The sequence below is a fragment of the Allobosea sp. AK1 genome (assembly GCF_006714945.1).
GTDB classification, from domain to species: Bacteria; Pseudomonadota; Alphaproteobacteria; order Rhizobiales; family Beijerinckiaceae; genus Allobosea; species Allobosea robiniae.
In genome coordinates, this window is the sequence record NZ_VFMG01000001.1 from 4,122,309 (window position 1) to 4,148,735 (window position 26,427).

Genomic DNA, 26,427 nt, shown 5'->3' on the forward strand with positions numbered 1-26,427 from the left:
GCCCCGCGCGGATCGGCTTTGCCGCTCCGCGCTTCCGGAGCCGTCCGGCTCTGTTGCCTTGCTTCGTCGCGACCCGGAAGAAGTCCGGGCCGCGATCCCTGGTACCGCTGTGAACGAGGTCCGACTGCCTTATGCTTGCTTTCGTCGTCAGACGCATTGTCACGACCATCCCGGTGATGGCCTTCGTGGCGCTGTTCGTCTTTTCGCTGCTCTACATCGCGCCGGGCGATCCCGCCGCCATCATCGCGGGTGACCAGGCGTCCCCTGCCGATGTCGAGCGCATCCGCGCCAGCCTGGGCCTGGACCGCCCCTATCTCGTGCGCTTCGCCGAATGGTCGTTCCGCGTGATCCAGGGCGATCTGGGCACCTCGATCTTCACCAACCTGCCGGTGACGCAGCTCATCGCCCAGCGCATCGAGCCGACGCTCTCCCTGATGGTGCTGACGTTGATCTTCGCCGTCGTGATCGCCGTCCCGATGGGCGTGGTCGCGGCCTGGAAGGCGGGCAGCTGGGTCGACAAGGCGGCGATGGGCTTTGCGGTGCTGGGCTTCTCCGTGCCGGTCTTCGTCGTCGGTTATCTCCTCGCCTATCTTTTCGCGCTCAAGCTCGACTGGCTGCCGGTGCAGGGCTACACGCCGATCTCGCAGGGCTTCTGGCCCTGGCTCCGGAATCTCATCCTGCCGACGGTGACGCTGGGGCTGGTCTATGTCGCGCTGATCGCGCGCATCACCCGCGCCACGATGCTGGATGTTCTCCAGCAGGACTATGTCCGCACCGCCCAGGCCAAGGGCGTGGCGCAGAAGGACGTTCTCTTCCTGCATTCGCTGAAGAACGCGGCCGTGCCGATCGTCACGATCATCGGCATCGGCATCGCGCTCCTGATCGGCGGCGCTGTCGTGACCGAGAGCGTCTTCGCCATCCCCGGCCTCGGCCGGCTCACCGTCGACGCGATCCTGCGCCGTGACTACCCCGTCATCCAGGGCGTCGTGCTGATGTTCAGCCTGGTCTACGTGCTGGTGAACCTGCTGATCGACCTGACCTACACCCTCGTCGACCCGAGGATCCGCTATTGACCGCTCCATCGCTCACCGCGGCTCCTGCCGCTGAAGCGGTGCAGGCCGAACTCGGCCGCGCCGCCCGCTTCCGTCGCTATCTGCGCCGGCACCCTTCCGTCGCCATCGGCGGCGGGCTCCTCATCCTGATGGCGCTGATCGGCATCTTCGCGCCGCTGCTCGGCACCGTCGACCCGACCGCGATCGCGCCGTCGAGGCGTACCCGCGTGCCCTCCGAGCTCTACTGGTTCGGCACCGACATGCTCGGCCGCGACATCTATTCGCGCGTCGTCTATGGCGCCCGCGTCTCGCTGCTCGTCGGCTTCAGCGTCGCGATCCTGTCCTCGATCGTCGGGCTCACCATCGGCCTCTTCGCCGGCTTCGTCCGCTGGTCCGACGGCATCATCATGCGCATCATCGACGGCATGATGTCGATCCCGCCGATCCTGCTCGCCATCGCCCTGATGGCGCTGACCCGCGGCTCGGTTCAGAACGTCATCATCGCCATCACCGTCGCCGAGATCCCGCGCGTGGCGCGGCTCGTGCGCGGCGTCGTGCTGTCGCTGCGCGAGCAGCCCTATGTCGAGGCGGCCGTGGCCAATGGCGCGCGGGTACCGCGCATCATCTTCCGCCACATCCTGCCCAACACCTTCGCGCCGATGAGCGTGCAGGCGACCTATATCTGCGCCAGCGCCATGATCGTCGAGGCGATCCTGTCCTTCATCGGCGCCGGCGTGCCGCCGGCGACGCCGTCCTGGGGCAACATCATGGCTGAGGGCCGCGCCCTCTGGCAGGTCCGGCCGCATATCATCCTGTTCCCGGCCGTGTTCCTCTCGATCACCGTGCTCGCGGTGAACATGCTTGGCGACGGCCTGCGCGACTCGCTCGATCCAAGGCTCGCCAAGACGCTCTGAGAGCCTGCCCCGCAGCTGGGACAACCCACGCCCCGCATTGCCGGCGCTTGACGCGCCGGCTCAGCACATCGAAGCCTTGCCCTAAAGGGTGATCTTCATCCGGAGCCTCTGACGTGACCCGCATCCTCACCGTCGCCGCCGCCCAGCTCGGTCCCATCCAGCGCGATGAGAGCCGGGCTTCGGCGGTTGCCCGCATGATCGAACTCATGCGGCAGGCCAAGAGCCACGGTGCCGATCTGGTGGTTTATCCCGAGGCCGCGCTCACCGCCTTCTTCCCGCATTGGTGGATCGACGGCGAAGCCGAGATCGACAGCCATTTCGAAAGCGCGATGCCCTCGAACGAGACCGCGCCGCTCTTCGAGGAGAGCAAGCGCCTCGGCGTCGGTTTCCATCTCGGGTATTGCGAACTGGCCTTCGAGCAGGGTCGCAAGCGCCGCTTCAACACCGCGATCCTCGTCGACAAATCGGGCGCGATCGTCGGCAAGTACCGCAAGATCCATCTGCCCGGCCATCCCGAGCACCGCCCCGCCGCACCCTTCCAGAACCTGGAGAAGCGTTATTTCGAGACAGGCGAGCTCGGCTGGCCGGTCTGGCGGACGATGGACGCCAATATCGGCATGATGATCTGCAACGACCGCCGCTGGCCGGAGAGCTATCGCTCGATGGGCCTGCAGGACGTCGAGTTGATCGTGCTGGGCTACAACACCCCCAAGCACAACCCGCCGGCCCCGGACCATGACCGGCTCGGCAATTTCCACAATCAGCTCGTGATGCAGGCCGGCGCCTACCAGAATGCCACCTGGGTCGTCGGCGTCGCCAAGGCGGGGCTGGAGGCCGGCGTCGACCAGATCGGCGGCTCCTGCATCATCGCGCCGACCGGAGAGGTCGTGGCCCAGGCCGTGACCGAGGATGACGAGCTCATCGTCGCCCGCTGCGACATGGATCTCGGCAAGAGCTACAAGACCTCGACCTTCAATTTCGCCAGGCATCGCGAGCCCCAGGCCTACGGCCTGATCGTCGAGCGCAAAGGCGCCGTCTCCCCGGTTTGATCCGTATCCAGAGGACTAGACATGACCCACGATCTCATCCTGAAGGGCGGCCGCGTCATCGACCCCTCCCAGAAGCATGACGGCATCCTCGATGTCGCCTTCACGGACGGCAAGGTCTCCGGCTTCGGCAAGGACCTGAAGGGCGCCAAGGAAATCCGCGACGTCTCCGGCTATATCGTCTCGCCCGGCCTGATCGACCTGCACACCCATGTCTACTGGGGCGGCACCTCGCTCGGCATCGATGCGGACGAATTCTGCCGCGTTTCCGGCGTCACCACCTCGGTCGATACCGGCTCGGCCGGCCCCGGCAACTGGGCCGGCTTCCGCAAGCACGTCATCGAGCCGAGCCAGGCCCGCATCCTCGCCTATCTCCATGTCTCGCATGCCGGCATCTACGGCTTCGACCATCGCGTCATGGTCGGCGAGAGCGGCGATATGCGCATGATGAACCCGATCGACTGCGCCAAGGTCGCCGACGAGAACCGCGACTACATCGTCGGCATCAAGGTCCGCGTCGGCCTGCATGCCTCGGGCGACCAGGGCACCAAGCCGCTGAACATCGCGCTGCAGGTCGCCGACGAGGTCGGGATGCCCCTGATGTGCCATATCGACCATCCGCCGCCGTCCTATGAGGAAGTCATCGGCATGCTCCGGCCGGGCGACGTGCTGACCCACGCCTTCCGCCCGTTCCCGAACGCGCCTGCGACCGCGCAGGGCACGGTGAAGCCCGAAGTGCTCGCCGCCCGGAAGCGCGGCGTCATCTTCGATATCGGCCACGGCAAGGGGTCGTTCTCCTTCAAGACCACCCGCGCCATGCTGGCCAACGGCTTCGAGCCGGACGTGATCTCGTCCGACGTGCACAAGCTCTGCATCGACGGCCCGGCCTTCGACCAGGTCACCACGATGTCGAAGTTCCTCTGCATGGGCATGAGCCTGAGCAACGTCATCGCCGCCTCGACGGTGAACGCCGCCATGGCGCTGAAGCGCCCGGAATACGGCTCCCTCAAGGTCGGCTCGCTCGGCGACGCGACGATCCTGACCGTGAAGGAAGGCAAGTTCGACTATGTCGACGTCGTCGGCGAGCACCTGATCGGCGACAGGAAGTTCGTCTCCGAGGGTGTCGTGCTCAAGGGCAAGTGGTGGCACCCGAAGCGGACCGGCAAGTTCCCGAAGGTCGCGGCGTAGGCTTCCATGTCACGCGAAACGGGCTGGCGCCGCATGGCGCCGGCCGACCTGCCGGCCGTGATGGCGATCGCGGCCGTCGTGCATCCGGACTATCCCGAGGACGAGGCGGTCTTCGCCGAGCGGCTGAAACTGGCGCCCGAGGGGTGTCATGTGCTGTCCGGTGAAGGCGGGGCGTTACAGGGCTATCTCGTCAGCCATCCCTGGCCGGCCGGCGCCGTCCCGGCCCTGAATTCCCTGCTGGGAGGCATCCCGCCTGGCGTCGCCAACTGGTATCTTCACGACCTCGCGCTGCTGCCGGCAGGGCGCGGCGCCGGCGCGGCGGGAGCGATCGTCGCCGCGATCGCCCGTCATGCCGCCGGAGCCGGCTATACGAGCCTGGCGCTGGTCGCGGTCAACGATTCGACCGGCTTCTGGCGCCGGCAGGGTTTTCGCGAGGTGCATGAGCCCGCGCTTGATCGCAAGCTTGCGAGCTATGACGATGCGGCCCGCTATATGCGCCGCGATATCAACGGCTGATGCGACAGGCATCGGCGAGAAAAGACCGACGTGAGGAGAGAAACGCCATGAGCGCCGAAGACAGGCTGAAGGAACTGGGGCTGACCCTGCCGGACGTGCCGACGCCGGTCGCGACCTATGTCAGCTTCAAGCAGGTCGGTGATCTGGTCTATCTCTCGGGCCAGGGTCCGAAGCGGGCTGACGGCACCTATCCGACCGGCAAGGTCGGCAAGGACGTCACGATCGAGGAAGCCTACCAGCACGCGCGCCAGACCGGCCTCGGCCTGCTCGCAGCGATGAAGAAGGCGGTCGGCTCGCTCGACAAGGTCGAGGTGGTCAAGCTGCTCGGCATGGTCAATGCGGTCCCGGATTTCGCCGATCAACCCAAGGTCATCAATGGCTGCTCGGACCTGTTCGTCGCCGTGCTCGGCGACCGCGGCCGCCACGCCCGCTCGGCCGTCGGCATGGGCTCGCTGCCCAACAACATGACCGTCGAGATCGAAGTCATCATCAAGGTGCTGCCATGACCGTGACCGCGACCACCTCCAAGGCCGTCGACCAGCCGGCCGCCACCCCGCTCGCGGCCGAGATCGCCCGCGTCTACGGCACGCCCGCCGTGGTGATCGATCTCGACAAGGTCGATGCCAATATCGCCCGCCTCCAGGCGGCCTGCGACGCTGCCGGCGTCGCCAATCGCCCGCATATCAAGACGCATAAATCGCCCGAGCTGGCGCGACTCCAGATCGAGGCGGGCGCGCGGGGCATCACCTGCCAGAAGCTCGGCGAGGCCGAGGTGATGGCGGATGGCGGCATCGACGACATCCTGATCAGCTACAACATCATCGGCGAAGAAAAGCTGGGGCGTCTGGGGGCCCTGCAAAGACGCGTCCGGATGATCGTCGCCGCCGACAACCCCGTCACCATCTCCGGCCTGCCGCGGGCCGGCGAGATCGCGGGCCGCGATCTGGAAGTGGTCATCGAATGCGATACCGGCCGCAAGCGCGCCGGCGTCGAGACGCCGAACGAGGCGATCGAGCTGGCGAAGATGGTCGCGGCCTCGCCCGGCCTGCGCTTCGCCGGCTTGCTGATGTACCCGCCGGAGGATGGCTGGGAGCGGACGCAAGCCTTCCTCGACACGGTCAATGCCGGCCTGCGCGATGCCGGCCTCAAGGCCGATATCGTCTCGACCGGCGGCTCGCCGAACATCCCCAACATGGGCAAGCTGAAGGGCTCGACAGAGCATCGCTCGGGCACCTCGATCTTCAACGATCGCATGCAGATCGCGGCCGGCGTCGCCACGCTCGATGATTGCGCGCTCACCGTCTACGCGACGGTGGTGAGCCGGGCAGGTCCGGAGCGCGGCATCCTCGATTCAGGCTCGAAGACGCTGACCAGCGACAAGGGCAATCTCGACGGCCACGGCTATATCCTCGAATACCCGGCGGCACGGATCGCGCAGTTCGCCGAGGAGCACGGTTTCCTCGACCTCTCCGCCTCGAACAAGCGCCCGCTCGTCGGCGAGGTTGTCCGCGTCGTGCCGAACCATGTCTGCGTCGTCGTCAACATGGTCGATCGCCTGATCACCGTGCGCGGCGACAAGCTGATCGGGGAACTGCCGGTCGCGGCGCGGGGCAAGCTGACCTGAGTCAGTTCTGCAGGATCTTCGATCCCTTGATCGTGACATTGCCGGACGCCTTGGCCTCAATGCGTCCGGAAGCCTTGAGGGCGATATCGCGCCCCTGCAATTCGATGCTGCCATCCTTCTTCATGTCCAGCCTGGCATCGCCGCTCTTGAGCGTGGCGGCATCGGCGCTTTCGATCGCGAGCGCCTTGCCGACATGGACGGCCATGCCCGCTCCGACGCTCATGGCCATCTCCTTGCCGGCCGTGATGGTGCAGTTCTGCCCGCTGTCGATATCGCAGCCCACTGCCGCAGCGACGTTGAAGCTCCGGGTTTCGAACGAGGCTTCATGACCGCTGCTGACGCGCAGGCGGTTGCCGACGACCATGGTGGCGTTGGCGCCTGCGGTCACGGCGAGGTTGGCGCCCGCGGTCAGCGTCATCACGCTGCCCGCGGTGAGCGCAATGCCCATCCCGCAATTGATGGTCAGCGAGCCCGGCGCGTTGATCACGACATTGCCGCCGCGATCCGCCGATATCGCCTGGAGCAGGGCTGAGACCTGCGCCTCCAGAGTGGCGATGCGCTTCTGGAGGACTTCGGTGTTCGGATCGGCCATCGCATTCCCCGCTCGTCGGCATGGCAGGATGACGAAGCGTCACCCTATCACGGGCCAAGCGCGGCGAGAATGCATTTGGCCGGTCAGCTTTCCGGGTGCCGGGCGTTCCAGGCAGCCGCATATTCCGTGCAGAGACGATCGAGCTCGGTCCGGTCGGTGACACCGGCGGGGCGCCCGCGCGAGGGCGAGGCCTGCTGGAACGGCACCGAGCGCTGATGCGCCACGCGCCAGAGCCGCCGCAGCTCCTTCAGCGGGTCCGTGTGGTCGTCGACGCGGATATCGATGCTCGGCACCGGTTCACCGGCCCAGATGCGGATCGCAGCGGACTGCTTGCCGCGCTTGTCGCCGCCGGCCTTCTCGCCGGCTTCCAGCGCCACGAGAAGGCGCTCGTCGAAATCGAGCGCCGAGGAGGCGATATAGACCTTCAGGGTCTCCTGCACGACCTCAGGCCCGGCGAGCATGTTGCCGGCGACCGAGACCTGCGGCCCGTCGACGGCGCCGCACCAGTCAATGCAGGCAGCGCCCGTATGCGACGCGATCTTGCCGTCGCGGTCGATGACATGGAGCTGGCGATGGGCGCGGCCCTCGTCGGCCGCCGTCAGCGTCGCGATGATCTCGACCGCCGAGCGGCCTTCCTGCAGCAGCCTGAGGCCGTCCACCCCGTAGAGCGGATTGACGAAGGCTTGTGTCGCGATCGCGCCGATGCGCCCGCCGCCATAGGGCACGCGGGCGCCGACGGCGAAGGCACAGGTCGAGACGGCGACGCCATAGGCGCCAGTCGCGGCGTCGCGGGCGACGATGGACCAGGTCATGCGGTTATCCCTCAGCGGCCGGCGGCGTAGGCCTGCATCAGACGCGGCGTCGCGGCGGCGCGCAAGAGGCCGTCATCGCCGCGTTCTGCCGCCGTCAGGCGTCCGACCGTCCAGGCGGGCGCCTTCTCGACCGCGTGGCCACGGCGCTCGAGCTCGGCGAGTGCCGCAGTGCCGATGCTCTCCTCGATCATCAGATGGCCGGGCCGCGACGAGCGCGGATAGAAGGAGGAGGGGAAATGCTGCGTATGGAACAGCGGCAGGTCGATCGCCTCCTGCAGGTTGAGGCCGTGATGGACCCGGCGCAGGAACAGGCCGAGCTGCCACTGCTCCTGCTGGTCGCCGCCCGGCGTGCCGAAGGCGAGACGCGGGCGTCCGTTCTCGAAGGCGATCGTCGGCGTCAGCGTCGTGCGCGGCCGCTTGCCCGGCGCGAGCGAGGCGGGCAGCCCCTCTTCCAGCCAGAACATCTGGGCGCGCGAATTCAGCGGGAAGCCGAGCTCTGGGATCACCGGCGAGGATTGCAGCCAGCCGCCCGAAGGCGTCGCGGCGATCATGTTGCCCCATTTGTCGATGACGTCGATATGGACGGTATCGCCCTTGCGGCCGGCGGCGACCATCGAGGCCATGGTCGGCTCGCCGACGCTGGCGCCGCCCTGGGTCGGCTGGGCGATGGCACTGAGCGCCTTCATCGCGTGCGCGACCTGCGCCTCGTAGCCGGAGACGATGCCCGGACGCAGCTCCAGCGAGGCCCGCTCGCCGATCAGCCCGCGTCGCCCGGCCGCGTAGTCCTCGGAGAGCAGCGTCGCCAGCGGCACCTTCACGAAATCCGGGTCGCCGTAATAGGCCTCGCGATCGGCGAAGGCGAGCTTCATCGCCTCAACGACGTGATGCACGAAGTCCGGGCTCGCCGGTCCCATCCCGGCGAGGTCGACGCCTTCGAGAATCTTCAGCGTCTGCAGGAAGGCCGGGCCCTGGCCCCAGGGGCCGATCTTGAAGACCTCCCAGTCGTGATAGCTGACCGAGGTCGGCGTCTCGTAGGTCGGCTTGTAGTTCGCCATGTCCTGCGCGGTCAGCAGGCCCTTGTTGCGCCGGCCGGAGGAATCCATCACCTCCTGCGTGCGGCAGAAGCGGTCCATCGCCTCGGCGACGAAGCCCTTGTACCAGGCGTCATAGGCGCCCTGGATCTGCTCCTGCCGGTCGCTGCCCTTGGCCTCCGCCTCGGCGAGGATGCGCTTGTAGGTCTCGGCCGCCGCCTTGTTGGCGAAGAGCTTCCGGGCTTCCGGCACATGCCCGCCGGGCAGATATACCTCTCCCGAGGTCGTCCATTCGTTGGTGAAGAGGTCGGTCAATTCCCGGATCGAATCCGAGACGCGCGGCAGCATCGGGTGGCCGTTCTCGAAATAGCCGATCGCGGGTTCGAGAACGTCGCGCAGCTTCAATCGGCCATGGTCGCGCAGCAGCGTCATCCAGCCGCCGAAGGCACCCGGGATGACGGTGGCGAGCAGGCCGGAGCCGGGGATGAGGTCGAGGCCGAGCGCCTTGTAGGCCGCGATGGTGGCGGCCTGCGGGGCCGGTCCTTGCGCGCAGAGCGTCTCGACCTTCCCGGTTTCGGCCGAATAGAACACGGCGGGCATGTCGCCGGCCGGGCCGACAAGATGCGGCTCTACGACTTGCAGCACGAAGGCGGCGGCGGCGCAGGCATCGAAGGCGTTGCCGCCCTTTTCCAGCATCGCCATGCCGGATGCGGTGGCAAGCCAGTGCGTCGAGGTGACGACGCCGAACGTGCCGAGGATTTCGGGGCGGGTGGTGAACATGGGCGTATCCCTGAAGCCTAGTTTTCTTTTGGATCGAGCGCGTCGCGCAGGCCGTCGCCGAGCAGGTTGAAGCCGAGCACGGCAAGGAAGATGCAGATGCCCGGCGCCACCGACATCCACGGCGCCTGCTCCATGAAGTTCTTGGCGACGTTGAGCATCTGGCCCCAGGAGGGTGACGGCGGCTGCTGGCCGAGGCCGAGGAAGGAGAGGGCTGCTTCCAGGATGATCGCCTGCGCCATGAACAATGTCGACTGCACCACGATGGGGGACAGGGTGTTGGGCAGGACATGGCGGAACATCAGCCGGAGGTCGCGGGCGCCGACCGCCCGTGCCCCCTCGACGAAATCCTCCGCCTTGACGCTCATCACCTGGCCGCGGATCAGCCGGATGAAGATCGGCACCGCCGAGAGCCCGATCGCGATCATCGCGTTGGTCAAGGACGGGCCGAGCACCGCCGCGAAGGCGATGGCGAGGATCAGGAACGGGCAGGCGAGCAGGGCCTCGGTGACGCGCGAGATCACGATGTCGATCCAGCCGCCATACCAGCCCGCCAGCAGCCCGAAGGGCAGGCCGATCGCGACCGCGATCAGCACCGAGACGATGCCGGCGAGGAGCGAAGCCTGCGCGCCGTAGAACAGCCGCGTGACCTGGTCGCGGCCGAGTTCGTCCGTGCCGAACCAGTAGAGTTCCGAGGGCGGCTTGCGGATGGCGAGGAAGTTCGACTTGAACGGATCGGCCAGGGGGAGCACCGGCGCGAGCACCGCCATCAGCAGGAAGGCCAGCACGATGCTGCCGCCGATCAGGGCCGACTTGTTGCGGATCAATCGGGAAAGCACGCCGGGGCGGGCGCTGACGCCGCTCGCGGCGCCGGTCGAGGAGATGGAATCGAGCGATGCCATCAGCCGGTCCTCAGGCGCGGGTTGACGACGACGTAGAGGATATCGGCGATGAGGTTCATCAGGATGAAGCCGATGGCCGTGCACAGCACCACGCCCTGCACCACGCCGTAGTCGCGGTTGAACACGGCATCGACGATCAGCTTGCCGAAGCCGGGAATGGTGAAGACCTGCTCGGTCAGCACCGCGCCCGCCAGCAACTCGCCGAAGAGCAAGGTGGTCAGCGTGATGATCGGCATCAGCGCGTTGCGCAGGGCGTGGCGGTGGATGACGGTATCCTCGTCGAGCCCCTTGGCGCGGGCGGTGCGGACATAGTCCGAGCGCAGCACCTCCAGCATCGCCGAGCGGGTATGGCGCATCAGGAAGGCCGCGAGCCCGTTGCCCAGCACGAAGGCCGGCATGATCAGCCGCTGGATCGCCTCCCAGGGATGGACGAAGATCGATTCATAGCCCGAGGCTGGCAGCCATTTCAGGTGCACCGAGACAAGCAGGATCAGCATGATCCCGAACCAGAAATTCGGGATCGACAGCCCGGACAGCGCAACCGCGCTGGCGGAGTAGTCGACGACCGTGCCCTTGTGCCGCGCCGCGAGGATGCCGATCGGAATGCCGATGACGATCGCGACGAGGATCGAGGCCGTGGCGAGCTGGATCGTCACCGGCAGCTTCTGCAGGATCAGCCCGAGCACCGGCTCGCCGGTGCGCAGCGAGCGGCCGAAATCGCCCTGCACGACCTGCCCCAGCCAGGCGAAGAACTGGACGATCACGGGATCGTCCAGGCGGTAGATCTCGCGCAGCCGCGCGATCACCTCGGGGTCGCGCTCCTCCCCGGCGATGACGAGGAAAGGGTCGCCCGGCAGCGCGCGCTGCAGGGCGAAGACGAAGAGCGATACCAGGAAGAGCGTCGGTATCGCGATCAGGATGCGGCGGAGGATGAGCGTGGCCATGGGCCACCCGTCACGGCATGAGCGCCCTCACGAGCGCTTCAGCCCGGCCAGCCGGATCATCCCGTCCGGATTGATCGCGAAGCCCTGGATATTGGAGCGCATCGCGAAGAATACCGTCTGGTTGTAGAGATAGATGATCGGCAATTCGTCCTGCAGGATCTTCTGCGCGGCGTCGTAGCGCTTCTTGCGCTCGGCCGGCTCATAGATCGTGCGGGCCTCGTCGAGCAGCTTGTCGACTTCCGGATTGGCGTATTTGCCGTCGTTCTGGTTGCCCTTGGAATGGGCGAAGGGGTGGATGTTGCCGTCGGGGTCGATGCGGCCGGACCAGCCGACGCGGCTCATCTGGAACTTGCCCTGCTGCTGGTCGCGCAGCTGGCTGGCGAATTCGGTCGAGCGGATCTGGATGTCGATGCCGGCTTCCTGCGCCATCGCCTGGATCACCTGCCCGAGCTGGGCGTCGACCGGGTTGTTGGTGACGAAGAGCTCGACGGAGACCTTGGATTGCCCGGCCTCCTTGAGCAGCGCCTTCGCCTTGGCGAGGTCGCGGGCCGGAATCGGCAGATCGGCGCTGACGTAGAAATTGCCGGGGTTGAAGGGCTGGTTCGATGGCGCATAGAGCCCCTCGAACACGACCTGGCTCAGTACCTTGCGGTCGATCGACAGCGAGAGTGCCTGACGCACGCGCTTGTCCTTGCCCATCGGCTGGTTGGCAGCCTCGCCGTTGTTGGTGTTGATGGTGATGCCCTGGTAGCCGAGATTGGCGACGCTCTCGACCTTGAGGGACTTGTCCGATTGAGCCGATTTCACGTCGGTGGGGGCCAGCCGCTCCAGCATGTCGAGCTCGCCCGAGCGCAGATTGGCGAGGCGGACCGTCGTGTCCGGGATCGAGCGATAGAGGATGCGGTCGAAGCTGTATTTGTCGGCCTCCCAATGCTCCTTGAACTTCTCCAGCACGATCCGGTCGTTCTGGACGCGCTCGACGAATTTATAGGGGCCGGAACAGATCGGCTTGGCCGCGACGTCGCCGGAAAGGCTCTTGGGCGAGAGCATCATGCCGGCGCGGTCGGTGAGCTGCGAGAGCAGCGTGGCGTCCGGGCGCTTGAGCTTCAGCACCAGCGTCGTGGCGTCGGGCGCCTCGATGGTGTCGACCGAGGCGAGTTCGGCCTTGCGCAGCGAATCGGGCAGGGTGCGGGCACGCTCGAGATTGGCCTTGGCGGCCTCGGCGTTGAAGGCCTCGCCATCGTGGAATTTCGCATCGCTGCGCAGCTTCATCGTCAGCGTCAGGCCGTCAGCGGAGAAGTTCCATTCGGTCGCCAGCCGCGGCACCAGCTTCAGCTCCGGCGTGATATCGACCAGCCGGTCGCACAGCCCCATGAAGACGATGCGGCCCACGAAGGTCCGCGCCTTGTGCGGATCGAGCATGTCGGGGTCTTCCTGCAATCCGATCCGCAGGGTCGACGGGGCCTGTGCCAGCGCCGGCACTATCGCGAGCGCGAGTGCGGCAGCCGAGATCGCAACCTTCAAAAGCTTCATCTTTTTCCCCTCGTTCCGGACGTTGTCGGCGAACGTTCCCGCCGCGTCATCAGCGGGTCGTCCTGCTCAATTCGTTCCTTGTGGCACTAACCTGACTCAGATCGCGCGCGCCGTCGATGATGCGCCGCATCAATTCGCAAGCAGCCTTGCCTGTCCCATGGGCAGGCGCGGCTTCGCCGGGAAACGGGGTTCCATGTCCGGGGCGGACGTGCACGATGCGGCCATGGCGGTCGTCACCTGCATCGGCAGAGGCTAGAACGGCGTTCGACAAGGCAAGGCCCGCGCGGGCAGGGGAGATTGGGCATGCTGCTGGGCGTGATCGCCGACGATATGACGGGCGCTACCGATGTCGCGCTGATGCTGAACCGGGCGGGCATGCGGACCGTGCAGGTCATCGGCGTGCCCCCGGCCGGCTCCGCCCTGCCGGAGGCCGATGCCGTCGTCGTCGCGCTGAAATCGCGGACCAACCCGGTCGCGGAGGCCGTCGCGGATTCGCTTGCCGCCTGCGAGGCGCTGCTGAAGGGCGGCGCGCGCCAGATCCTGTTCAAATACTGCTCGACCTTCGATTCGACGGCGGAAGGCAATATCGGGCCGGTGGCGAATGCGCTGGCGGAGCGCCTCGGCGCGAAGCTCGCCATCGTCTGCCCGGCTTTTCCCGCGAATGGCCGCTCGATCTATCAGGGCTATCTTTTCGTCGGCGCGATGCCGCTCCACGAAAGCTCGATGAAGGATCACCCGCTGACGCCGATGCGGGATTCGAACCTGATGCGATTGATGTCGGTTCAGGCGAAGACCGATGTCGGCCTCGTCGACTACGCCACCGTGCTCGCCGGCCCCGCCGCGGTGAAGGCGCGCCTCGCCAAATTGCAGGCCGACGGCGTCCGCTATGCCGTGACCGACGCCCTGACCAACGAGGACCTGATGACGCTCGGCCACGCCGTGTCGGAGCATGTCCTGCTGACCGGAGGCTCCGGCATCGCGATGGGCCTGCCGCAGAATTTCCGCCGCGCCGGCCTGCTGCCGGAGCGGCCCGGCCCTGTGGAGCTGAAGGCGCCGGCCGGCCGTGCCGGCATCATCTCCGGCAGCTGCTCGACTGCGACGCGCGGCCAGATCAAGGCGGCGCTGGAGGCCGGCTATCCCGCACTCAAGGTCGATCCCTTCGCTCTGGTCGATGGCAGCCAGAATGCGGAAGGCCTTGCCGCCTGGGCGCTGACGCAGCCGGCCGACAAGCCGTTCCTCGTCTATTCCAGCGATGATCCAGCCGAGGTTGCGGCGGTGCAGGACAAGCTCGGCCGCGAGAGGGCCGGCAGCATCGTCGAACATGCCTTTGCCGAGGTCGCGCGGCTGCTTGCCGAGGGCGGCGTGACGCGGCTTCTCGTCGCGGGCGGCGAGACCTCGGGCGCGACCGTGCTGGGCCTTGGCATCCGCACGCTGGAAATCGGCCCTGAAATCGATCCCGGCGTGCCCTGGACGCGCGTGGTCGACGGGCCGGAGATGGTCGTGGCGCTGAAATCCGGCAATTTCGGCACGCCGGACTTCTTCCTGAAGGCCTGGAGCCTGCTGCGCTGATGCCCGATTTGCCTGCGCTGAATCTCGTATAGGATCAGCCTTCCGAACTGGGAGCCGGCATGGATATGGCATTTCTCGGCGAACTCCTGACCAACGTGGCGGATCGCGGCCGCGCGCTGATCGGCTTCGAGCGTTTCCTCGGCAACCGCTCGCGCCCGATCGACAAGCTCTGCGAGGACCTGCTCTCCGGCCGCGGCGAGGCGTCGGGCATGGCGCTGGCGCAGGCCGTGCTGGAAGCCTTCCAGCGGCTCGACAAGCCTGGCCGGCTCGCCTTCTTCACCATGCTGCGGGAGCGCTTCGGTCCCGATCACGAGCGGCTCGACGCGGCGATCGAGGCCTATCGCGCCAAGCCCTATCCGGCGACCGTCGCCGCCCTGCATCAGGCGTCCGAGCCGCGCCGGCAGGAACTGTTCCGTCGCCTGAACCTCGCGCCCGAGGGCACGCATGTGCTGGTGCGGATGCGCGAGGCCCTGTTCGAGGCCATCGCCGCAGAGCCGGAGCTGAAGGGCATCGACGAGGATTTTCGCCATCTCTTCGGCTCCTGGTTCAACCGAGGCTTTCTCGTCCTGCGCCGGATCGACTGGCGCACGCCCGCCAACGTCCTGGAGAAGATCATCCGCTACGAGGCGGTCCATGAGATCCAGGGCTGGGACGATTTGAGGCGCCGGCTGGAGCCGGCGGACCGGCGCTGCTTCGCCTTCTTCCATCCGCAGCTCGTCGACGACCCCCTGATCTTCGTCGAGGTCGCGCTGACCGGCGATATCCCGCGCAGCATCGGCGAAGTTCTGGAGCCGGAGCGCCAGGTCCTCCCCGCGCAGCAGGCGACGACGGCGGTGTTCTATTCGATCTCGAACTGCCAGGAGGGCCTGCGCGGCATCTCCTTCGGTAATTTCCTGATCAAGCAGGTGGCCGAGGACCTCAAGCGCGAACTGCCGGGGCTCGACACCTTCGTCACGCTCTCGCCGGTGCCTGGTTTCGCGCGCTGGTTGGCCGGTGTTGCGGAAGAGCCGGGCGATCTCGTTCTCACCAACGAAGAGCGCGCCGAACTGGCCCGCCCGGCCGGCGAGACGATTTCGCTCGACGAGGCCACACGGGCGCGCCGCGACAAGCTGCTCGGCCAGATGATGGCGCAGTACATGCTGCGGGCGCGCACCGCGTCTGGCCGCGTGATCGATCCGGTCGCGCGCTTCCATCTCGGCAATGGCGCGCGACTGGAGCGCATCAATGTCGGCGGCAATCTCTCTGCGCGAGGCCTGCGCGAGTCGCACGGCGTGATGGTCAATTACCGCTATGACCTCGACGACATCGAGACCAATCACGAGGCCTTCGCCACCCGCAACACGGTGGTGGCCTCGTCGAGTGTGCGCAAGCTGCTGCGCCCGGCCACAAGCTGATACGGAAACGCCTGAAAGGACCCGAAATCATGGGCAATCATCTCTTCGACCTGATCCGCTCGCGCATGCCGGCGCCCGACGCGCCCTTCGCTCTGCTCGATGACGGCAGGCGTTTCTCCTATGGCGACATGGTTGCGGCCTCCGCGCGCTTCGCCGATGCGCTGGTCGGGCTCGGCGTCAAGCCAGGCGACCGCGTGGCGGTCCAGGTGGAGAAGAGCTTCGAGGCGCTGATGCTCTATCTCGGCACGGTCCGGGCCGGCGCGATCTTCCTGCCGCTCAACACCGCCTATACCCCGGCGGAGATCGAGTATTTCCTGGGCGACGCCGAGCCTGCGGTCTTCGTCTGCGATCCCGCCAAGGCCGAGCCCTTGCGCCCCTATGCCGAGAAGGCCGGCGCCAAGCTGGAGACGCTCGGCATCGGCAATGGCAGCCTGCTCGACAAAGCGAACGCCGCTTCGGGCGATTTTGCCGATGTCGCGCGCGGGCCGGACGATCTTGCCGCGATCCTCTACACCTCCGGCACGACCGGCCGCTCCAAGGGCGCGATGCTGAGCCACGACAACCTGTCGTCCAATGCGCTGGCGCTGGTCGACTACTGGCGCTTCACGAAGGGCGACGTGCTGCTTCATGCCCTGCCGATCTTCCACACCCACGGCCTCTTCGTCGCGACGAACGTGATCCTCTTGTCCGGCGCCTCGATGATCCTGCTGCCCAAGTTCGATCCGGAACAGGTCTTCAAATACCTGCCGCAGGCGACGAGCATGATGGGTGTGCCGACCTTCTATGTCCGGCTCTTGCAGGACGCCCGCCTCAGCAAGGAGGCGACGAAGCATATGCGCCTCTTCGTCTCCGGCTCGGCGCCGTTGCTGGCCGAGACGCATCGTGAATGGCGCGACCGCACCGGCCACGCCATCCTCGAGCGCTACGGCATGACCGAGACCAACATGAACACCTCGAACCCCTATGAGGGCGATCGGGTGGCGGGCACGGTCGGCTTTCCGCTGCCGGGAGTCTCGGCGCGTGTCGTCGAGCCCGAGACCGGCAAGGAGATCGCCCGCGACGAGATCGGCATGATCGAGGTCAAGGGTCCCAACGTCTTCAAGGGCTACTGGCGCAATCCCGAGAAGACGGCCGCCGAGTTCCGCCCCGACGGCTTCTTCATCACCGGCGATCTCGGCAAGATCGATCCCGCCGGCTACGTCCATATCGTCGGGCGCGGCAAGGACCTGATCATCACCGGCGGCTACAACGTGTATCCGAAGGAGGTCGAGACCGAGATCGACGAGATGCCGGGCGTGATCGAGAGTGCCGTCATCGGCGTGCCGCATCCCGATTTCGGCGAGGGCGTCACCGCGTGCGTGGTCTGCAAGCCCGGCGCCGAGATCACCGCGAAGGCGATCGCCGCGGCGCTGGAGCAGCGTCTCGCCAAGTTCAAGCAGCCCAAGCAGGTCTTCGTCGTCGCCGAGCTGCCGCGCAACACCATGGGCAAGGTCCAGAAGAACCTGCTGCGCGAGCAGTACAAGGATATCTACGCCAAGCAATTGAAGGCGGGGGAGTAAGCCCCTCTACCTTCATCGCGTGTCATCCCGGCCGGAGCGAAGCGAAGAGCCGGGATCCATGCCTGAACTGTTCCGGAATGGATCCCGGGTCTCCCTGCGGTCGCCCGGGATGACGGCATGTGCGGGGTGATTCACACCAGCGCCGGCACGCCGAGTTCGATCGTCTCGCCATCGGCGGGGATGCGCAGGCGTCGCGTGTCGACGCCGCGTGCCTTCGCCGCCTTGCGCAAGGCGGCGCGGCTGACGGTGGCGTGGTCGAGCGCCTCCATATGCGCCGCGATGATCGTCGCGAGCGGGAAGGCCTCTGCGAGGTCGAGCGTCTGCTCGTCATCCATCACGATGAGCGTGTTGTCCCACATCGCCCCGCAGGAATGGCTGACGATCACGTCGGGCCCCGTCGCCGTGGCGGCGTCGCGCAGCGGCGGATAGAGCACGCTGTCGCCGCACCAGTAGAGCGTCGGCTCGCCAGGCGCCTCGAAGCTCAGGCCCATCACCGGCCCCATTTTCTCGACGACCGAACCGGTGCCGTGCTGAGCCGCATGCCGCTTCAGGATGATCGGTCCCAACCTGACATAGCAGTCGACCGCCGTGATCGAGGAGAAGCCCGCCTGCGCGATCGCCGCCTCATCGCCGGGCCGGCAGATGATCGGCAGGTTCTTCGGGATGCGCTCCTTGGCGACCTCGTCGAAATGGTCGGCATGGAGATGCGAGACGATCACGGTGTCGACGCCGGCGATGATATCCTCGATCGGTTCGGGCAGGTCGACCATCGGGTTCTGCGACCGCCCGGTGAAGGAGCGGCGGCTGTGTCGCGGCCCGAAATCGGGGTCGATCAGGAAGGTCCTGCCGCCGAAATCGAGTTTCAGCGTCGCGTTGCGGAGAAGTTTGAGCTTCATATCCGTTCCTCGTCCCAGGGGCGGGCATTGTTCCGCATCCCGCCACGGTGAGACCAGTTCGGATTTGTGAAGCTCTTTCCACGTTCGCGTGACGTATCAGGCCGCAGCGAACTGGCCGTAGGGCACGCTCTCGCGCGCCTTGCGCAGCGCGCTCGCCCACCAGTGGAGTTGCGCCAGCATCGTCGCCATCGCCTGTTCGGCCCGGTCGGCATGAAGCAGCGCGCCCTCGGCGTCGAAGCGGCTCCAGACATCGGCGAAGGCGACGCCGTCGCGGATCGGCGCGGCATGCAATTCCCCGAAGACGAGGCGCAACTGCTCGACGGCGCGCAGGCCCCCCGATATCCCGCCATAGGAGACGAAGCCGACCGGCTTGCCGCGCCATTCCGGCCCGACCGCGTCGATCAGGAACTTCAGGATCGCCGGATAGCCGCGGTTGTATTCCGGCGTCACTACGACGAAGCCGTCGGCCCAGCCGATGATGCTCCTGAGCTCTTCAAGCGCTGGGTGCTTGCCGCTGACATGGCGCGGGGGCAGGTCGATCTCGCCGGGGTCGACGACCGCGAGGTCGAACGGACCGTCGCCCGCGATCTGGGAGATCGCCCAGCCGGCGACCTTGTCGCAGAAGCGGCCTTCGCGGCTGCTGCCATAGATCAGGGCGAGCCTGATCCGCGTATCGACCTTCTGGTGCATGGAAACGCTCCGGTTTGCATCACGGGAGCGGGGCTTATAGAACCTCAAGTAAGGTTAAGGTCAAGAGGCGTTTCCGATGTCCCGGCAGCCGCATTTGCCGATCGAACTCAGCGTCGGCGATGTCGCGCGTCGCAGCGGCCTCGCCGTCTCGGCATTGCATTTCTACGAGGCGGAAGGGCTGATCCGCAGCCACCGCACGCAAGGGAATCAACGTCGCTATGCCCGCGAGGTGCTGCGCCGGGTCGCGATCATCAAGGTGGCGCAGCGCGCCGGCATTCCGCTGAAGACCATCCGCGAGGCCTTCAAGGCGCTCCCGCAGGAGCGCACGCCGACCGTCGCCGACTGGACGCGGCTCTCGTCGGCGTGGAAGCAGGAGCTGGAACGCCGCATCGACCGCCTGACGAGGCTGCGCGATCAGCTCAACGGCTGCATCGGCTGCGGCTGTCTCTCGGTGCGGGATTGCCCGCTGCACAATCCGTTCGATCGCTTGGCCGAGGAGGGGCCGGGGCCGCGCCTCCTCGATCCGGAGTGAGGCTCAGCCCGCCTTGTAGAGCGTATCGAGCGGCATCCGCGCGACATCCGCCATCAACTGGGCGAAGCCCTTCGCCTGCAGCGCAGCCGTCGCCTTGCCTTTCGCCGCGGTCGCGAGGCTGGCATCGCCGGCCGCACCGGCGCGGTTCACGTCCTGCGCCATCCAGGCGAAGGCATGCGGGCCGGTCGGGCGCAGATGGGTATAGCCTTCTTCGGCCATGGTCACGGTATGCGGCTTGAACAGCGCGGCCCGGCTCATGTCGACGAGATCGGGCCGGAAATGCAGCATCAGCGAGGTCTCGACATCGCCGGCATGGATGCCGTGGCGGATGTCGAGTTCGCCATAGAGCCCGTCCGGCAGGCCGAAGGACATCCAGGCCGTGCAGACGGCGAGGATGCCGTGGTCGACGCGCAGCTCCCGTGCCGCGATCTTCATCGGGTCGACATTGCCGCCATGGGAGGTGATCAGCACGAGCTTGCGCAGGCCCGCCCGCTTCACGCTCTCGCCGATCTCGATCCAGGAACGGACGGCGCTTTCCCAGCCGATCGTGACCGTGCCCGGCGAATGCAGATGCTCGTTCGACTTGCAGACGGCCTGCGTCGGCAGGATGAGCACGTCGAGATCATCAGGCACCAGCGGCATCGCCTCCGCCAGCATCCCGTTCATCACGGTGGTGTCGACCGAGACCGGCAGATGCGGGCCGTGCTGCTCGATCGCCGCCAGCGGCAGCACCGCGACGGTACGGTCAGGCGAAAGCGTGGCGAAGTCGGAGCTCTTCAGGTCGCCCCAGAAACGTGCGGTCATGATCAGGCCTGTCAGGAGCCGGTGCGATCGCCTTGTTTCTGTGCAGAAACCCGGCGGCACGGCGTTGCATTGTCCCGTCGTCCTATCGCATGGGATAAGGAGACGGGCCAGTGGCCGGGCCGGCCGCAGCGTGAGGGGAGAGAGCGAGATGACGACGATGAAATATCGCGTGAACCGGCGTGCTGCGCTCGGACTGATCGGCGGCTCCACCGCCTCCCTGCTGATCCCCGTGCCGGGCGCGCGCGTCAACGCGCAGACGCTCGACAAGGTCAGCTACCAGACCAATTGGCGCGCCCAGACCGAGCATGGCGGCTTCTATCTCGCCGCCACCAACGGCATCTACAAGAAATACGGGCTCGACGTGGAGATCCGCCCCGGCGGCCCGCAGCAGAACCCGACCCAGCTCCTGCTCGGCGGCCGCGTCGACATGATCATGGGCAACTCGCTGGAGGCGCTCAGCTTCGCCCACGAGAACCTGCCCTTCCTCTGCATCGCCTCGATCTTCCAGAAGGACCCGCAGGTCCTGATCTCGCATCCCGGCCAGGGCAACGACACGCTCGCCGATCTCAAGGGCAAGCCGATCCTGATCGCGGCGCAGGCCCGCGTCGGCTTCTGGCCCTTCCTGAAGCTGAAATTCGGTTTCCAGGACGAGCAGATCCGCCCCTACACCTTCAACATGGCGCCGTTCCTGGCCGACAAGAAGCTGACGCAGCAGGGCTTCCTCTCCTCCGAGCCCTTCGTCATCCGCAAGGCGGGCGTCGATCCGGTGGTGCATCTCCTCGCCGATGCCGGCTTCGAGAACTACAACACCACGATCACGCTCTCCCGGAAGATGGCGCAGGAGAAGAAGGACGTCGTGCAGCGCTTCACCGACGCGACGCTGGAGGGCTGGGCCGAGTACATGAAGGGCGGCCCCGGCAACGAAGCCGCCAATGCCCGGATCCTGAAGGACAATCCCGACATGGATCAGGAGAAGATCGACTACGCGCTCAAGGTGATGAACGAGCGCGGCATCGTCGTCTCCGGCGACGCCAAGACGCTCGGCATCGGCGCGATGACCGATGCGCGCTGGGCGAGCTTCTACAAGACGATGAGCGAGGCCGGCGTGGTTCCGGCCGGCGTCGACGTGAAGAAGGCCTATAGCCTCGACTTCGTCAACAAGGGCATCGGCAAGGGCTGAGCCGGACGAGCGCTGCTGAAAAGATGACTGCGACGATGGACGAGACGAAGCCGCAACCCGCCGCGAGCACTCCGCTGGTGGCGGTCCGGCATGTCTCCAAGCAATTCGCGAACGGCACGCTTGCCGTTCGCGACGTCGATCTCGAACTGGGGGCAGGGCAGTTCATCAGCCTGCTCGGCCCTTCCGGCTGCGGGAAATCGACGCTGCTGCGCATGATCGCAGGGCTGGGCGCGCCGACGACCGGCTCGATTACCTGGCCGGGCGAGACCGGCGAGGCGCAAGGGAACGCCGGCCATGGCGCGCGCGATCTCGGCTTCGTCTTTCAGGACCCGACGTTGATGCCCTGGGCCAGCGCGCTGGCCAACGTCATGCTGCCGCTCAAGCTGAAGGGCGTCGCCCGCGCCGAGGCCGAGGCGCGCGCCGCCGAGATGCTGGCGCTGGTGGGGCTCAAGGGTTTCGAGAAGTCATACCCACGCGAGCTATCCGGCGGCATGAAGATGCGGGTCTCGATTGCGCGTGCGCTGGTGATGCGGCCGAAGATCCTGCTGATGGACGAGCCCTTCGCAGCTCTCGACGAGATCACCCGCCATCGCCTCAACGACGACCTGCTGGCTTTGTGGGAGCGCGAGCGCTTCACGGCCGTCTTCGTCACGCATTCGGTCTTCGAATCCGTCTATCTTTCGCAGCGTATCGTGGTGATGGCGGCCAGGCCCGGCCGGGTCATGGCCGACCTTTCGGTCGATGCTGCCTATCCCCGCGACGACCTGTTCCGGACCTCCGGCGAATACGCCCATCTCTGCCGCGTCGCCTCCACCAAGCTGAAGGAGGCGATCGGCCAATGAGCGTGCCCGTCGAAACGCTGAGGTCCGGTGGCACGGATGCGCAGGCGCTGCCCGTCGCCATGGCAGAGGCCCGCATCCTCGGCCTGCCGGTCAGCGTCTGGCCGCGTATCCTCGCCCCGCTGGTGATCGGCGTCGCCGTGCTGGCGCTGTGGGAGTTCGCGGTCCGCTGGAACGAGATTCCGCACTATGTCTTGCCGGGGCCGATCCTGGTCGGCCAGACGCTGGTCGCGGACTGGGGCACGCTCTCCGGCTCGCTCTGGGTCACGCTCAAGATCACCTTCATGGCGCTCGCCGCGGCGGTCATCGTCGGCGTGACGCTCGCCGTGCTGTTCAGCCAGTCGAAATGGCTGGAAATGGCGCTGCTCCCTTATGCCGTCATCCTGCAGGTCACGCCGATCGTCGCCATCGCCCCACTGATCATCATCTGGGCCAACGATATCGACCTGTCGCTGCTGATCTGCGCCTGGATCGTCGCCTTCTTCCCGATCCTGTCGAACACCATCCTCGGGCTGAACTCGGCCGACCACAATCTGGTCAACCTGTTCGAACTCTACGGCGCCTCACGCTGGCAGACGATGCGCTATCTCAAGCTGCCGGCGGCGCTGCCGTACTTTCTAGCGGGGTTGAAGGTATCAGGCGGCCTCGCGCTGATCGGCGCGGTGGTCGCGGAGTTCGTCGCCGGCACCGGCGGTAGCGCTTCGGGGCTGGCTTATCGCATCCTGGAGGCGGGCTACCAGCTCAAGATTCCGCGCGTCTTCGCGGCACTGGTGATGATCTCGCTCTCGGGCGTCGCGATCTTCCTGGCCACGAGCCTGGTATCGCACCTGCTGCTGCACCGCTGGCACGAAAGCGCAATCCGGCGCGAGAACTGAGCGCTGCCGGTGGCCCGCTAGACGAAATAGGCGAGCTTGCGATCGGCCGGCAGAGCGTCGATCTCGCGCAGGGTGGTTTCCGAGGGACTCGCCGTCAGGCGTGCAGGGGCCGGTTGTGTATCGACCGGATCGCTGAAGACGATATCGTCGTCGAGCAACGGAACGGTGGCGAAACGCGCTTCGGCCGCCATCCGGCCGGTGAACTCCAGCGGGACCGGCTCGCGGCCCGCGGTTGCGACGTCGATATCCTCATAATGGCGCGGCGCGGAGGAGGGAGCCGGCACGGTCATCGCTTCCGCGGTGGCAGCCATCGCCTCGAAGCTCACGCTGCTCTCGCGCGCCGCTTCGCCGAAGGCCCGCAGGCTCGAATCCAGCATGGCGATGGTGTCGGCGATCTTGTCGATGCGCTGGACCACGCTGTCGACGATGCCGATCGCCGTCGAGATTTCGGCGGCGCGGCGGTCGAGCGCGTCGCAGGCTTCGTCGTCCGCTCCGGTCTCGCGCAGGCCCCAGGCGGCCTCCTGGATGCTCTCGGTCGCGGCGAGCACCGAGCCCGCAGCCTTCTCGATCTGGGCGGCGAGCCCGGACGAGCGGGCCTCGGCCTTGCCGCTGATGCGTTCGAGATCGGTGCGCAGGTCGCTGATCAGCGCGGCCGCCTCGATCAGGTTGGTCTCCCGGCTCGTCTCCTGCACGCCGAGCCCGACGACCCGTTCGATCCGCTGGATCGCGCCGAGCAGTTGCAGCGTGTCCGCCTGCCGGTTGCGCTTGGCATATTCGACCATGAACCAGCGGCCACGCGCCGTTTCCATGACCGCGGCTTCGATCGCCTCGTAATCCGCCTCGGTCAATGGTGTCAGCGAGCGCGCGTCGCCCATGACGAATCTGCCTTCGAAGGACCGGCCGAATCAGCAAGGCGGTCGTGACGGGATGGCCCGAGCCTGCCTTGCGATTTCTTAAGGAATTGCTGCCTGCGCCCCGATCTGGAACAAACCGCCGGCGAAGCGGCCGGTTCTCCTGCCTCCGGGGCTTTGGCAACGGAGCGGAAGCTGCTGGAATGCCCGATGCTTGCCAAGTGGGCGCGGCACGGCAATACAGGGCATGGGGTGGAGGATGGTGCGGCCGGCGACGCGCGGTCGCACGAGGCTGTTTTAGCCAGGGACAAGGACCTCACGGCGACATGGCGAGCCTCGATACCGCCGAACCGCAGGCGACCTTCCGCGATGATGCGGGCACGCTCGCGGTGGCGCTCTCGGGCTCGTGGAGCGCCGACCGCGGGCCCCGCATCGAAGAGCTGGTCGGCGAGATCACCGAGCGCCTGAACGAAACGCCGGGAGCCCGCATCGACCTGTCGGAAGTGACGCGGCTCGACACGCTCGGCGCCTATGTCCTTAACCGCCTGAAGGCACGGCAGGAGAGGGACGGCGCAGCGGTCGAGCTCGTCAGCAGCAGGCCCGAGCACGGTATCCTCCTGTCCGAGGTCCAGGTCCATGATGACGACCCTCCGAAGCCGCATCGGCATTTCAGGATCGTCGATGTCCTCGTCGATATCGGCGAGGGGGTGGTCCGCTTCGGCCGCGACATGGTGGGCGGCGCCATGTTCCTCGGCGAGGTCGTGGTCGGTTCGGCCAGCGTCGTCCTCGGCCCGCGCAAGTTCCGGGGGCCATCGCTGGTCAACCAGATCGAGCTGATCGCCTTCAACGGCGCCCCGATCATCATGCTGATCTCGTTCCTCGTCGGTTGCATCGTCGCGCAGCAGGGCATCTTCCAGCTCCAGCAATTCGGCGCCTCCGCCTTCGTCGTGAACCTGACCGGCATCCTGATCCTGCGCGAACTCGCGGTGCTGCTGACCTCGATCATGATCGCGGGGCGTTCGGGCTCGGCCTTCACCGCCGAGATCGGCTCGATGAAGATGCGTGAGGAGATCGATGCCTTGCGCGTGATGGGCCTCGACCCGATCGAGGTACTGATCGTGCCACGCATCCTCGCACTGATCATCTCGCTGCCAATCCTGACCTTCATCTCGGCGATGTCGGGACTGGTCGGCGCCGGGCTGGTGGCCTGGCTCTATGGCGGCATCGGTGTCGATACCTTCCTCGCCCGGCTGCAATCGGTCATCACCTGGAAGCATTTCGCCGTCGGCCTGATCAAGGCGCCCTTCATGGCTTTCGTCATCGGATTGATCGCCTCGATCGAGGGGCTCGCGGTCAAGGGCTCGGCGGAATCGCTCGGCCGTCAGGTCACGGCCTCGGTGGTGAAGGCGATCTTCATGGTCATCGTCGTCGACGGGCTCTTCGCCATGTTCTTCGCCTCGATCGAGTTTTGACGATGGCGCAACAAACCACGCCGCCCCCCGATCGGATTCAGGCGCTCGGCGAGCCCGAGACCGTCATTCGCGTTCGCGATCTCAAGGTCGCCTTTGGTGACAAGGTCATCATGGACGGGCTCGATCTCGACGTGCTGCGCGGCGAGATCCTCGGCTTCGTCGGAGGCTCCGGCCAGGGCAAGTCGGTGCTGACGCGCACGATCCTCGGCCTCGTGCGCAAGCGACGCGGGACGATCGAGGTCTTCGGCGAGGATGTCGACGATCTCAACCTGCAGCAGCGCCGCGTGCTCGAGCGGCGCTTCGGCGTGATGTTCCAGCAGGGCGCGCTGTTCTCGGCCCTGACGGTCAAGCAGAACATCCAGGTGCCGATGCGGGAATACCTTCACCTTTCGCCCGATCTGCTCGACGAGCTGGCGATGGTGAAGCTCGATCTCGTCGGCCTGCCGCGGGACGCCGCCGACAAGGCACCCTCAGAGCTCTCGGGCGGCATGATCAAGCGGGCGGCGCTCGCCCGCGCGCTGGCGCTCGATCCCGAGATCGTCTTCCTGGACGAGCCGACATCGGGGCTGGACCCGATCGGCGCCGCCGAATTCGACGACCTCATCATGACCTTGAAGCAGACGCTGGGGCTGACCGTCTTCATGGTAACCCACGATCTCGACAGCCTGTATCATGCCTGCGACCGAATCGCCGCTCTGGCGGACAAGAAGGTGATCGCGGTCGGCACGCTGGCGACGATGCTGGCGTCCGATCATCCATGGTTGAAGGCCTATTTCGGCGGGGAGCGCGCCATGGCCAGGCTGCCGGCGGGAGAGCAGGGACAAAGCAGCTAGAC

Annotated in this window: 26 protein-coding genes; 16 read left to right on the top strand and 10 right to left on the bottom strand. The window is 66.7% G+C overall.

The features are described 5' to 3' along the window. The first annotated feature begins 131 nt into the window (after positions 1-131). The 7 genes from FHT98_RS19845 (at position 132) to FHT98_RS19875 (ending at position 6,340) form a co-directional block, all read left to right on the top strand. Positions 132-1,073 (top strand): ABC transporter permease, encoded by a 942-nt coding sequence (locus tag FHT98_RS19845; protein WP_061964578.1) that lies wholly within the window; start codon positions 132-134, stop codon positions 1,071-1,073. Between the two features lie 38 nt (positions 1,074-1,111). Next, complete coding sequence (locus FHT98_RS19850) at positions 1,112-1,966, top strand: ABC transporter permease (RefSeq protein ID WP_244492723.1); 855 nt, start codon at positions 1,112-1,114, stop codon at positions 1,964-1,966. Between the two features lie 113 nt (positions 1,967-2,079). After that, on the top strand, positions 2,080-3,015 hold the full coding sequence (locus FHT98_RS19855; protein ID WP_142115025.1) for an N-carbamoyl-D-amino-acid hydrolase: 936 nt from the start codon (positions 2,080-2,082) through the stop codon (positions 3,013-3,015). Positions 3,016-3,036: 21 nt separating this feature from the next. Beyond that, positions 3,037-4,200 (top strand): amidohydrolase/deacetylase family metallohydrolase, encoded by a 1,164-nt coding sequence (locus tag FHT98_RS19860; RefSeq protein ID WP_113585936.1) that lies wholly within the window; start codon positions 3,037-3,039, stop codon positions 4,198-4,200. Positions 4,201-4,206: 6 nt separating this feature from the next. Continuing rightward, positions 4,207-4,716 (top strand): GNAT family N-acetyltransferase, encoded by a 510-nt coding sequence (locus FHT98_RS19865; protein WP_142115026.1) that lies wholly within the window; start codon positions 4,207-4,209, stop codon positions 4,714-4,716. 47 nt (positions 4,717-4,763) lie between these two features. Further along, positions 4,764-5,222: a RidA family protein gene (locus FHT98_RS19870; protein WP_061964568.1), complete on the top strand. Its 459-nt coding sequence runs from the start codon at positions 4,764-4,766 to the stop codon at positions 5,220-5,222. Continuing rightward, positions 5,219-6,340 (top strand): alanine racemase, encoded by a 1,122-nt coding sequence (locus FHT98_RS19875; protein ID WP_142115027.1) that lies wholly within the window; start codon positions 5,219-5,221, stop codon positions 6,338-6,340. The genes FHT98_RS19870 and FHT98_RS19875 overlap by 4 nt, the downstream gene beginning before the upstream one ends. Position 6,341: 1 nt before the next feature. Here FHT98_RS19875 and FHT98_RS19880 read toward each other — a convergent pair whose 3' ends face one another. From FHT98_RS19880 to FHT98_RS19905, 6 genes are all read right to left on the bottom strand, one after another. Beyond that, complete coding sequence (locus tag FHT98_RS19880; protein WP_142115028.1) at positions 6,342-6,932, bottom strand: DUF2345 domain-containing protein; 591 nt, start codon at positions 6,930-6,932, stop codon at positions 6,342-6,344. A gap of 83 nt (positions 6,933-7,015) precedes the next feature. Then, positions 7,016-7,744: a DUF1028 domain-containing protein gene (locus FHT98_RS19885; protein WP_113585939.1), complete on the bottom strand. Its 729-nt coding sequence runs from the start codon at positions 7,742-7,744 to the stop codon at positions 7,016-7,018. A gap of 11 nt (positions 7,745-7,755) precedes the next feature. Beyond that, positions 7,756-9,555 carry a gamma-glutamyltransferase family protein gene (locus FHT98_RS19890; RefSeq protein WP_142115029.1) on the bottom strand — a complete coding sequence of 600 codons (1,800 nt, stop codon included), beginning with the start codon at positions 9,553-9,555 and terminating at the stop codon, positions 7,756-7,758. 17 nt (positions 9,556-9,572) lie between these two features. After that, positions 9,573-10,454 carry an ABC transporter permease gene (locus FHT98_RS19895; protein ID WP_091855779.1) on the bottom strand — a complete coding sequence of 294 codons (882 nt, stop codon included), beginning with the start codon at positions 10,452-10,454 and terminating at the stop codon, positions 9,573-9,575. Then, a complete protein-coding gene (locus FHT98_RS19900) occupies positions 10,454-11,398 on the bottom strand; it encodes an ABC transporter permease (RefSeq protein WP_142115030.1) in 945 nt (314 codons plus the stop codon). The genes FHT98_RS19895 and FHT98_RS19900 overlap by 1 nt, the downstream gene beginning before the upstream one ends. A gap of 27 nt (positions 11,399-11,425) precedes the next feature. Then, the gene (locus FHT98_RS19905) at positions 11,426-12,931 is read right to left on the bottom strand and encodes an ABC transporter substrate-binding protein (protein WP_142115031.1); all 1,506 of its coding nucleotides are present in this window, start codon (positions 12,929-12,931) and stop codon (positions 11,426-11,428) included. Between the two features lie 303 nt (positions 12,932-13,234). Between FHT98_RS19905 and otnK the strand changes: the two genes are divergently transcribed. The 3 genes from otnK to FHT98_RS19920 are packed head-to-tail and all read left to right on the top strand — an operon-like array spanning position 13,235 to position 17,453. Continuing rightward, positions 13,235-14,500, top strand: coding sequence for a 3-oxo-tetronate kinase (otnK, locus tag FHT98_RS19910; RefSeq protein WP_142115032.1), 1,266 nt, complete (start codon positions 13,235-13,237; stop codon positions 14,498-14,500). A gap of 59 nt (positions 14,501-14,559) precedes the next feature. Beyond that, entirely contained in the window at positions 14,560-15,894 is a 1,335-nt protein-coding gene (locus tag FHT98_RS19915; protein ID WP_142115033.1) for a malonyl-CoA decarboxylase, read from the top strand. Positions 15,895-15,923: 29 nt separating this feature from the next. Continuing rightward, positions 15,924-17,453 (top strand): malonate--CoA ligase, encoded by a 1,530-nt coding sequence (locus FHT98_RS19920; RefSeq protein ID WP_142115034.1) that lies wholly within the window; start codon positions 15,924-15,926, stop codon positions 17,451-17,453. A 131-nt stretch (positions 17,454-17,584) separates the two neighbouring features. Here FHT98_RS19920 and FHT98_RS19925 read toward each other — a convergent pair whose 3' ends face one another. Beyond that, on the bottom strand, positions 17,585-18,349 hold the full coding sequence (locus FHT98_RS19925; protein ID WP_142115035.1) for an MBL fold metallo-hydrolase: 765 nt from the start codon (positions 18,347-18,349) through the stop codon (positions 17,585-17,587). 96 nt (positions 18,350-18,445) lie between these two features. Continuing rightward, the gene (locus FHT98_RS19930; protein WP_142115036.1) at positions 18,446-19,039 is read right to left on the bottom strand and encodes an NADPH-dependent FMN reductase; all 594 of its coding nucleotides are present in this window, start codon (positions 19,037-19,039) and stop codon (positions 18,446-18,448) included. A 76-nt stretch (positions 19,040-19,115) separates the two neighbouring features. Between FHT98_RS19930 and soxR the strand changes: the two genes are divergently transcribed. Then, positions 19,116-19,571 (top strand): redox-sensitive transcriptional activator SoxR, encoded by a 456-nt coding sequence (soxR, locus tag FHT98_RS19935; RefSeq protein WP_142115037.1) that lies wholly within the window; start codon positions 19,116-19,118, stop codon positions 19,569-19,571. 3 nt (positions 19,572-19,574) lie between these two features. Here soxR and FHT98_RS19940 read toward each other — a convergent pair whose 3' ends face one another. Beyond that, complete coding sequence (locus FHT98_RS19940) at positions 19,575-20,375, bottom strand: creatininase family protein (protein ID WP_142115038.1); 801 nt, start codon at positions 20,373-20,375, stop codon at positions 19,575-19,577. Positions 20,376-20,523: 148 nt separating this feature from the next. Between FHT98_RS19940 and FHT98_RS19945 the strand changes: the two genes are divergently transcribed. From FHT98_RS19945 to FHT98_RS19955, 3 genes are read left to right on the top strand one after another with little or no spacing between them, the layout of a single operon-like run. After that, the gene (locus FHT98_RS19945) at positions 20,524-21,555 is read left to right on the top strand and encodes an ABC transporter substrate-binding protein (RefSeq protein ID WP_142115039.1); all 1,032 of its coding nucleotides are present in this window, start codon (positions 20,524-20,526) and stop codon (positions 21,553-21,555) included. A 23-nt stretch (positions 21,556-21,578) separates the two neighbouring features. Further along, positions 21,579-22,397 carry an ABC transporter ATP-binding protein gene (locus FHT98_RS19950; RefSeq protein ID WP_142115040.1) on the top strand — a complete coding sequence of 273 codons (819 nt, stop codon included), beginning with the start codon at positions 21,579-21,581 and terminating at the stop codon, positions 22,395-22,397. A gap of 59 nt (positions 22,398-22,456) precedes the next feature. Continuing rightward, complete coding sequence (locus tag FHT98_RS19955; RefSeq protein ID WP_142115828.1) at positions 22,457-23,269, top strand: ABC transporter permease; 813 nt, start codon at positions 22,457-22,459, stop codon at positions 23,267-23,269. Positions 23,270-23,286: 17 nt separating this feature from the next. Here FHT98_RS19955 and FHT98_RS19960 read toward each other — a convergent pair whose 3' ends face one another. Beyond that, positions 23,287-24,144 (bottom strand): hypothetical protein, encoded by an 858-nt coding sequence (locus tag FHT98_RS19960; RefSeq protein ID WP_142115041.1) that lies wholly within the window; start codon positions 24,142-24,144, stop codon positions 23,287-23,289. A 302-nt stretch (positions 24,145-24,446) separates the two neighbouring features. Between FHT98_RS19960 and FHT98_RS19965 the strand changes: the two genes are divergently transcribed. Continuing rightward, the gene (locus FHT98_RS19965; RefSeq protein WP_061964535.1) at positions 24,447-25,592 is read left to right on the top strand and encodes an ABC transporter permease; all 1,146 of its coding nucleotides are present in this window, start codon (positions 24,447-24,449) and stop codon (positions 25,590-25,592) included. A gap of 2 nt (positions 25,593-25,594) precedes the next feature. Continuing rightward, complete coding sequence (locus FHT98_RS19970; RefSeq protein WP_142115042.1) at positions 25,595-26,425, top strand: ABC transporter ATP-binding protein; 831 nt, start codon at positions 25,595-25,597, stop codon at positions 26,423-26,425. Positions 26,426-26,427 lie beyond the last annotated feature (2 nt).